The sequence below is a fragment of the Spirochaetota bacterium genome (assembly GCA_034190085.1).
Taxonomy (GTDB): Bacteria; Spirochaetota; UBA4802; order UBA4802; family JAFGDQ01; genus JAXHTS01.
The window spans coordinates 47,136-56,981 of the sequence record JAXHTS010000040.1; the positions used below are offsets into that span (position 1 = coordinate 47,136).

Genomic DNA, 9,846 nt, shown 5'->3' on the forward strand with positions numbered 1-9,846 from the left:
ATGAAAAAGCTATTCTCATTTTTTAATGAGATGAGTATAAGGAAACGGGTTACTTCTACTCTTATTGGTCTTTCCCTGTTAATTTTAACTGTATATTTGTGCATTAATTTTTTCTATACCAGAAATAATATTTATGAATTTATAATAAATCACTTTAAGGAGATAATAACAAAGGAATTTGAATATATTGAATATTTAACTGAAAACAACATTGAAGCCATTGAAAGAATAGCTCGAAACAAAAGAATAATAAAGGTTACTCATGATTCTTATAATAATGAGATTGAACAGGATAGTTTTGATGAGATGAAATATTTCCTGAAGTCTATAATGAATGAACGACAGGAACTCGAGACGATTGAGCTAGTAGATAGCAATTGGGATATATTTTACTATTCAGATAAGAATAAGCCAATCAGTGATAGCATATTGACCGAGATCAAGGGGACTAATGATGTGCATATCTATGATGCAATTGTGATAAGGGATGAGAAGGGAGCAATGATGTCTCAACCAATAAGTTATCCAATATATAAGGGGGGTGATGAGAAGAGTCAAATTGTAGGTTATATTATAGCGCATATAAATATGAATATACTTGATGATTCCTTTTCCAGAATTGATGTAGGGGAAGGAGGCGAGGCTTATCTTATAGATTCCGGAGGGAGGATATTATGTTCATCCGGAGAATATGAATTTGGATACAACAGAGGAGATTTTTCCGATTATTATTTAGCTAATAAATCTACATCAGAGGGCTATAGAATAATTAATCCTCAAAGTGGTCAGCTTGTGGATAGTGTCCGGGAATGCTTCAGAACAGTTAGGGCCGGTTATGATATATACATAAATCATAAGGGAGAGGAGGTAATAGGCGTATGGAAGTGGTTCAGTTATTTTAAATGGATGTTGTTGCTCGAGATAGAAACAGGAGAGGCATTTAGCACGGTTTATAATACTATTATACTTTATTCAATTCTGTCTGTAATACTTATTTTATCGACACTTGTCATAGCATATTTCTTATCCGATAGCATTAAGCGTACCTTTATAGAATTTATTAATACCTTTAAAAAGGGCGCCTCAGGAGATTTAACAACCAGGTATTCCCTATCATCTCCGCATAATAAGATCGAGGTTTATAATAAGACACGTCATTCTAAAAGTGAAGAGTATGTTGAATATGACAATAGAGAGGGTTTATGTTTCTTTGAGATTGGCACACTCAGTGAAGAGAAAGAACAGGAAGGGATATGCAGATTTATTAAAGAGGGAACTTATGCCTCCTGTAGAATGTGTAAAATATATAAATCTATTATTAAAAGTGAGATGGATGATGCGGGAGCATTATTTAATATGCTTATGACAAAGACCAATAAAGTAATAGGCATGATCACGAATATGACAACTATGTTGTTCTCTTCTTCCAGCGATCTGTCCAAAACTACTTCGACCTTTCTGGCAAATGCAAATAATCAAGCCTCCACAGTAGAGGAGGTTATGGCCGCGATAGAGGAGTTAACTGCCGGATTCGATAATATTGCTAAAGGAACATTGGATCAGCATAAAAGCCTTGAGACGATGATTACCAGGGTGGATGAATTGTCTCTGATTATCAATGAGTCAGGAGAGCAGATAGATGAAATAAAAAAGAGAACCAATAATTTTTCTTCAAAAGCGATAAATGGCAAAGAATCCCTCAATATTATGAATCAGAGCATGATCAAGATTGAAGGCAGTTCCAAAAGGATGATGAATGTAATTGAAATAATTGATGAAATATCTGAACAGATCAATCTACTCTCGCTAAATGCGAATATTGAAGCGGCTCGAGCTGGTGAGGCTGGAAGAGGATTTGCTGTTGTTGCTGATGAGATATCGAAGCTTGCAGATCAGACCGCCTCGAGTTTAAAAGAGATTGATTCACTAATCATAATAAATAGTGAAGAGATACAAAAGGGGATGTCGAGCATTAAAGGGACCGTTGACGTTATTAGCGAAATTATCGAAGGATTTAATTCCATTAGCCTAATGATGAACAATATATCCGAATATATTGAAAAGCAGGTTGATACCAACAACGCTGTGAATGAAGAGATGAATAATGTTAAGGATAAATCGGACGAGATCATGTATGCAACAGAGGAACAGAAGACTGCATCAGATGAGATTGTGAATTCCATGTCTTTAATAAGTGAATTAAGTCAGGAATATGCCAATAAGGCTCAAGACCTCTCGGCAGATTCTGAAACCTTTGAGACGTTAGCAACGTTACTCGATAACTCCACATTGTATTTTAGAAAATAATCCCGCTTATCCAATCACTTCATGTCTTTTTGTTTTCGGTTAACGGTTGACAAAAAAACGATTTGTCTATAATTCAGTATAGAAATCATTATTGGTGCGTAACTATATATTAGGCAATATAAATCAATGACCTGAAGGGAGGAATAGATGAGCATAAGCATTCGAGTATTCTTTGATTACATTTGACCCTTCTGCTATATAGGCAAGGGGCTTGTCGATGAGCTAACGAAGGAATTCGATGTCAAAGTTGAATGGCTTGGTTATGAGATTCACCCGGAAACACCCAGAGGTGGTGTGCTAATTTCTAGCCTTTTCCCTAGGAGTAGATTAGTAGAAATGCTTCAAAATCTTCGTTTAAGAGGCGCGCCCTTTGGTTTATCATTTACCGAGATGAGCATTCTTCCAAATTCGAAAATGGTTTTGATAGCAAGCGAATTTGCCCGTGAGAACAATCGGTTTGATGAATTCCATGAGTTGGTTTTTCGTTCATTTTTTACTAATGGAAGGGATATTGGCCATATTGAAGTGATTAAAGAGATAGCTCATGATGCGGGATTAAACGTGGATAGCCTCATAGACGCATTGAGTGAGAGGAAATATAGAGCAAGAATTGATGAGGTAAGACAAGAGGCTATTGAAAATGGTGTTACCTCTATTCCAACATTTATAATTGAAGAGAGAGAGCGAATCATTGGCGCACAACAGGTCGATGTTTTTCGAGACACCATGAAAAAATATGTCATGTAAATAGGAGTCACTCATTTTACATGATTTGGGATTCTGAATATTGTAACGCTATTCCCATGGGAGACTCTTTAGGCAGGATGACAAACATCCCTTCTAATGTGCAATTAAGAAGTTAGGGTTAAGGCATTTATCTTGTTAGTTACGTTGATACTGTGCCTTTCTCCTTTAGTTCTGTAATTTCGTTTTGTGTATATCCGCATTCAGTTAATATTTCTATTGTATCCTGACCCACATTACGGGAATTACAACGGATTTCAGGAACCGTGCGACTAAATCGAGGAGCTGGTGCCTGCTGCATAATACCGTCTACCTCAACATGTGTCTTTCGGGCTTTGTTATGAGGATGGTTTAATGCCTCAGAAAGAGAGAGCACTGGTGCAAAGCAGACATCTGTGCCCTCCATTAATTCACACCACTCATCCCGGGTTTTGTTCTTGAAGACTCTAATTAGTTCTGCTTTAAGTTCTGGCCATTTTGTTGTATCCATTTGGGGAGCAAATTTTTCTGGGTCCAGATTGGCCTTTTCGATTAAGAGTTGATAGAACTGCGGTTCTATTGAACCAATGGAGATGTATTTGCCATCCTTTGTCTCATATGTATCATAAAAATGGGCACCGCCATCGAGCATATTGCTCCCCCGCTCTTCAACGAAAATGCCCATATTCTTGAATGTAAAGAACATTGCCATGAGAGCTGCTGCGCCATCAACCATCGCGGCATCTACCACCTGCCCTTTCCCTGATTTGTTCGCTTCCAATAGGGCGCATACTATTCCAAATGCAAGTAACATGCCGCCGCCACCAAAATCGCCAACTAAATTTAAAGGTGGAACCGGGGGCTCGCCTTTGCGTCCGATAGCATGCAATGCGCCTGTTAAAGATATATAGTTAATATCATGTCCTGCAGCTTTAGCCATTGGACCATCCTGTCCCCATCCAGTCATGCGACCATAAACCAATTTAGGATTACGCTTCATACAATCATCAGGGCCAATACCAAGTGATTCAGCAACACCAGGTCGAAAACCCTCAAAAAGGGCATCAGCCTTTTCACAAAGCTTTAGCACGATATCTATGCCTTCTGGAGATTTTAGGTTAGTAGCTATAGAGCGTCTGTTACGATTAAGTACATCATTGGGTATACCGCTGCCCAATCCCCCACTAATACGATCGATACGAATAATTTCTGCTCCCATATCTGCCAACATCATACCGCAGAATGGTCCAGGCCCAATGCCAGCAACCTCGATTATTTTAATTCCATCTAGTGGTCCCATTTTTATTCTCCTTCAAATTATTTATTTCTACAGTTAGTGAGGATCGGGTGTATTCTCACCAACGACATTAGCGTTTGTTTGATAATATTAAAATAATAGTCACTTATCGGATTTTTATTGTGAATATCGATAAATATTCATCCCTAAAAGTCAAGCCATTATCCTGAAATTATAATTATTTTTTGGTTACAACACAAAAGCATGTAATAATTTGAAAAAATAGAAATAATTCAAGAATAATACAATATTCATCATCCTTTGGGGTTGCCTTGTTGCTATTATATAGGCATTTGATTTCATTCCTAACCAAGATATAAGGTGCCATATTGTTTTTTATTACTATTTATAAGCATAGCCATCTGAATAATCCTGAGAAAATATTCCTAGAAAGGGATTATGCTGAGTAGTGCAGAATTTTACTTCATGCAAGCAATAATGTATTAACGCAGATTATATAGTTTAAATCATTATTAATTTATTGGGGTATCAGAGAGCAGGGTTTTGCTGCTTATGTATAAGATTTATACTTTTAATTTGGGAAACCTATATGAGACTATAGTTGCTTATGCTATTATTCACGCCCGGCAGGATTCGAACCTGCGACGCACGGATTCGAAGTCCGACGCTCTATCCAACTGAGCTACAGGCGCATAGGTGGAAGACGGGGCTCGAACCCGCAACCACTGGAACCACAATCCAGGGCTCTGCCATTGAGCTACTCCCACCATATATAAATTTAATGAATCATAAGCATAAGATCCATCATTTTATGGATGTCATTAAAAGGCAAATTTATTCCCATGTCAACATAATTTTATTCTACTTATTCTGTTGTCGAATGACGTAACACAAAAAGCATATTTAAGCATTCAATATAATTTGAATCTATGCTAAGGGCCTTAATATATGATTAATGAAAAAAGGAGATAGTGAATTAGTCAAATATCTCCTTTACTCAATCATATATTTAGAATACACGCCAGAGAGGACTCGAACCTCTGACCTACGGCTTAGAAGGCCGTTGCTCTATCCAATTGAGCTACTGGCGCAAAAATCGGGGCGAGAGGATTTGAACCTCCGACCTCATGGTCCCAAACCACGCGCTCTAACCGGGCTGAGCCACGCCCCGTATTTATCACTATAGATATTAAATCGACTACGTGACGTCAATTAAAATTTGACTGCAAGAACATAAGAATGATATTTTACATAAAATAGGGTTTAACCTTTCCATTGATTTCGTCTAGTTGAATTCTTCTTCAAGGGAGCGGAATGGAGGTTGCTCTCATTCTGTCATAAATCATCCAGCTTTTTACATTCATGTCGTTTATTGAGATTTTGATGTGCTTATATATTATGAATCATATATTGTTTATAGCATCTTTTCAAGCATTTCTTGCATAGATACATCCCCATCTTCAATAATCTTCTTGAGGTCTTCCAAAAAGCCTATGAATTCATTCTTTACAAGCCTTTTTACATCATTGGAGTTCCTCGCTTTCACTTCAATTTCACCATTTTTGAAGTAGCCTTTTCCAATTGTCACTCTGACAGGAATGCCTACGAGGTCCGCGTCAGCAAATTTATAACCAGGAGATACCTTTCTGTCATCATATAATACATCAATACCTAAATCATCAATATTAGAATAAATTTCATCAACCATTTGTTTCTCTTCGTCATTCTTGAAGATTCCTATAAGATGAAGGTGAAAGGGTGCCACTGATATTGGCCACATAATACCCTTATCATCGTGATGTTGATCAATTATTGCTGCCATTGTCCTGTTGACTCCAATGCCATAACAACCCATTATTGGGTGTAAAGCCCTCCCCTCTTCATCTAGCACTGTAACATTCATAGATTCAGTATATTTATATCCAAGCTTAAAGATATGCCCAACCTCTATGCCCTTTTTAGATATCATAGGCTTCTTGCATTTAGGGCATTTATCTCCCTCATCAGCAATAGTGATATCCCCCTCATCCTTTATCTCAAAATCTCTGCCATGATTTACTCCTATATAATGCTTATCCCTTTGATTCGCGCCAGTGATAGCATTTCCTATATTCTTAATGGATATATCAAAGATAGTTCTCAGATTAAAATCATTAACAGGACCGGCAAAGCCAACAGGCGCGGATGTTACTGCTTCTACTATAGGGTCCGGCGCAATGCTGAGTTCAGTTGCGCCAATATAATTTTTAAGCTTAAGCTCATTCACTTCCCTACTGCCTGGTACAACCGCCATTACTGGCTCATCATCTGCAACATATATAATGCTCTTTAGAAATCTATCAGGGGAACAACTGAAGAAAGAAACCAGTTGATCGATCGTCTTCACATTAGGTGTGTCTACAATCTGTAATTCCTCAGGATTTATATCCCCTGTATTATTGTCAGCCCTCATGTATTCCGCCCTCTCTTGATTGGCCTGATATCCACAGGAATTACATATGATGATCACCTCCTCCCCTATATCCGATGCGACCATAAATTCTTCGGAATCGCTGCCACCCATTGAGCCTGTATCCGCCTCAACTGGGATGGTTGAGAGACCGCATCTTTTAAATATATTTCGATAGGTTTTCCTCATCGCCTGATAGGACGCCTCAAGCCTGTTTTCAGTCATATCAAAGGAATAAGCATCCTTCATGATAAATTCTTTACTCCTCATCACTCCGAATCTAGGCCTTATTTCATCTCGGAATTTTGTATTTATTTGATACACAGTTAATGGAAGATCACGGTATGATGAAATCAAGGAACGAACAACGCTAGTAAAAGCCTCTTCATGAGTTGGTGCCATGGCATACTCCATCTCGTTTCTGTCTTTAATCCTTATCATCTCAGGGCCCATGACACTCCATCGGCCAGACTCTTTCCATAAGTCTGCGTTCGTTAATTCCGGCATCAAGAACTCTAAAGCTCCGGACCTGTTCATCTCCTCTCTTATTATTTGAATTATTTTATGTAACACGCGTAGCCCAAGTGGGAGATATATATACATCCCGGCAGATTCCTTCCGTATTAAACCAGCCCTTATCATAAGCCTGTGACTTATTACGACCGCATCGGAGGGGTCTTCCTTAAGAGTCGGAAGTATGTATTTTGATAACCTCATCTATTATTGCCCCTTATCAATTATATGGTTGAACATTATTGTCTTTGAAAATTATTATCCGAGTATAAAAGCTATCAATCTCATGGATGAATCAATTGGTTTTGTGAAATCCACATATATTCATTATCCAGCAATTCAAGGAATTTTACAGCATGCTCAAAACTAAAAAAATACTTTCTCAATTGCAATCATTTATTTTTAGACATAAAGTATTTATAAAACATTCAGGTGATACTATAGCATCAAGATGCATTTTAATTTTGAAAAGCAAATGATATCTTTTATATTGCAGGCAAGATGCTGGAAAAATCTAACAGTAAAGCAAGGTTAATGAAAGTAACAGAAAAGATACTGTTTTGAAAAACAAATTTATACTCAGTTGACTTGAGTTTGCGAAATTATTAAATTTCTGTCAGTCTTCTGATTTTGAGGAGTTATGGTGAAAAGTTGGCTAATTTTGGATAAAATTTCCGCAAACCTATTTAGAATGAGTATAACATTATTTAATCTGCCACATGCCCTTGATCTGTGGAACAGCGGTATTGCCATACATGTCCGTACAATCTATATTCATCCTCAATGGGGCTGTTGTATCCCACTCTGTTATGGGATAGAGAGTTAGTGTATCATATGTAAAAGTAGTTGTTGACCATACTCCGCCATCGCAGTCGTCAGCCATTTGTCCGCTCAGAACAACTGAAGAAATATCAATAGCTTCGTCAAAGGTAAAGATTACAGGATCAGTCAAAGTAAGATCCTTCTTTGCTGGAAAGGTCGTCGCAGATGGTCCTTTGGCATCCACATCATATGTAAGAGGTACAGTAGAAAGGCTGTTGCCGAAAAGATCATCACAGTCAATTGTCAGGGTTCTAGCTGCGCCGCCAGTCCATAGAGTATTGGGACTTATTGTGAGCGTATCATCTTCAACGGCTGTGGTTGACCAGTAACCTCCATCACTCTCACCTGAGAGATCGCCTTCGAGACCGAGACTTGACCTATCTATGGATTCATTGAAGACTATCTCAATTATCTGGTTAACATCTATGGTTGATCCGATTACAGGAGTTTCCGAATATGTAGGAGGAGTAATATCAACTGTGTAACTGAGATTTATTGTTGGAAGGCTGTTGCCATATACATCATCACAGTCTATTTCTAATGTTTGTTCACCTCCGGTCCAAGTTGAAGCCAAAGCTGGTCTTACTGTTAGGGTGTCGTTGTCATATGTTGATGTAGACCAAACACCTCCATTACTCTCCACAGCCATTGATCCAACATAGCTTAGAGTAGCTGTATCCATTGATTCGCTGAATGTAATCACTAAAACCTGATTATCGCTTATAGTTGAGCTGTTAACTGGTAGTGCGTCAAATGATGGAATATCCGCATCTACATCATAAATTAAACTCAGAGTTGACAGATTATTGCCCGAAGTGTCTTTGCAATCTATGGTCAGAGTTTTGTCAGTTCCTGTTGTCCATCCAAAGTCAGGATAGATCGTTAATGTATCATTCGGTACGGTTGAATTACTCCATACACCTCCATCACACTCGGGAACAAATGTTCCATCTAATACAAGAGAATCCATATCTATCGTTTCATTAAATGAAATTATAATCTCCTGATCAGGGCCAATAGTTAAGCCGTTCCCCGGTGAAAAAACCGCAACTGGTGCTGTTGTATCAGAATCTATAGAATCAGGGTTTAAAGCTTCAGTGTTAGTATCTTCAGGTTCAGTTGTATCCAAATCTGAATCTCCATGATTACCTGCATCTATATTTGTATTTTCAGGATTAGTTGTACTGGGATCATTCGTAACAATAAGTGGCAGATCGCTTGAATTACTACCACCTTTGCTGCATGCACAAAATAAACAAAATGTTAACAATACCGTAAAAAATAAGTATAAATTAGATTTTTTCATCCCTCATGCTCCACTGGATATAGTAAAATATTGTTTTTCAATAAACTGAACAAAGAATCCTTACTGAACCATAATAAATTAATCAAAGAAGTCTACCTGGTCAAATTAATATGCAATTATTACTTTTTTTGTCAGAGGGGGACAGTCGCTGTCGTTATATAACAAATTTTGAATAACATTCCCTAAAATATATTTCCTGATTACAAAATCATCCTGAGTACACAATTAAAATCCCTATACTCTCTCTCCCTCCAGCTTTCATATCCGGTTTTATTATAACATTTCAAAGCATAATAATAAAAATTTTAATTCTATCCAAAAAATAAGCGTTAAATGGTGTTTTGGATAATTTTGGCACAATAGATGCATAATACTATCAGGAAGTCACAATTCGAGGTTTTTTTGACCTTTGTGGCTCAAAATTAAATAAAATGAGAGGTGTTAAAATGGTTACAAAAGATTTTAAAA

At 37.5% G+C, this 9,846-nt stretch carries 5 protein-coding genes and 4 tRNA genes; 2 read left to right on the top strand and 7 right to left on the bottom strand.

Annotated elements, in window-relative coordinates:
- The gene (locus SVZ03_07325; GenBank protein ID MDY6934020.1) at window positions 1-2,307 is read left to right on the top strand and encodes a methyl-accepting chemotaxis protein; all 2,307 of its coding nucleotides are present in this window, start codon (window positions 1-3) and stop codon (window positions 2,305-2,307) included.
- Between the two features lie 198 nt (window positions 2,308-2,505).
- Window positions 2,506-3,054, top strand: a complete 549-nt coding sequence (locus tag SVZ03_07330) for a DsbA family protein (GenBank protein ID MDY6934021.1) — start codon at window positions 2,506-2,508, stop codon at window positions 3,052-3,054.
- Between the two features lie 139 nt (window positions 3,055-3,193).
- On the opposite strand, the gene SVZ03_07335 is transcribed toward SVZ03_07330, so the two are convergent.
- The 7 genes from SVZ03_07335 to SVZ03_07365 form a co-directional block, all read right to left on the bottom strand.
- Window positions 3,194-4,330, bottom strand: a complete 1,137-nt coding sequence (locus SVZ03_07335; GenBank protein MDY6934022.1) for a CaiB/BaiF CoA-transferase family protein — start codon at window positions 4,328-4,330, stop codon at window positions 3,194-3,196.
- Window positions 4,331-4,906: 576 nt separating this feature from the next.
- Window positions 4,907-4,980, bottom strand: a tRNA-Arg gene (locus tag SVZ03_07340).
- 3 nt (window positions 4,981-4,983) lie between these two features.
- Window positions 4,984-5,055 (bottom strand) — tRNA-His (locus SVZ03_07345).
- A gap of 250 nt (window positions 5,056-5,305) precedes the next feature.
- Window positions 5,306-5,379: transfer RNA gene (locus tag SVZ03_07350), tRNA-Arg, on the bottom strand.
- Between the two features lie 5 nt (window positions 5,380-5,384).
- Window positions 5,385-5,459: transfer RNA gene (locus SVZ03_07355), tRNA-Pro, on the bottom strand.
- Between the two features lie 243 nt (window positions 5,460-5,702).
- Window positions 5,703-7,454, bottom strand: a complete 1,752-nt coding sequence (locus tag SVZ03_07360) for a proline--tRNA ligase (protein MDY6934023.1) — start codon at window positions 7,452-7,454, stop codon at window positions 5,703-5,705.
- 499 nt (window positions 7,455-7,953) lie between these two features.
- On the bottom strand, window positions 7,954-9,378 hold the full coding sequence (locus SVZ03_07365) for an Ig-like domain-containing protein (protein ID MDY6934024.1): 1,425 nt from the start codon (window positions 9,376-9,378) through the stop codon (window positions 7,954-7,956).
- Window positions 9,379-9,846 lie beyond the last annotated feature (468 nt).

Coding starts and splice junctions, on each gene's coding strand:
- SVZ03_07360 (MDY6934023.1), bottom strand. CDS start 7,454: ATGAGGTTATCAAAATACATACTTCCGACTCTTAAGGAAGACCCCTCC.
- SVZ03_07335 (MDY6934022.1), bottom strand. CDS start 4,330: ATGGGACCACTAGATGGAATTAAAATAATCGAGGTTGCTGGCATTGGG.
- SVZ03_07365 (MDY6934024.1), bottom strand. CDS start 9,378: ATGAAAAAATCTAATTTATACTTATTTTTTACGGTATTGTTAACATTT.
- SVZ03_07325 (MDY6934020.1), top strand. CDS start 1: ATGAAAAAGCTATTCTCATTTTTTAATGAGATGAGTATAAGGAAACGG.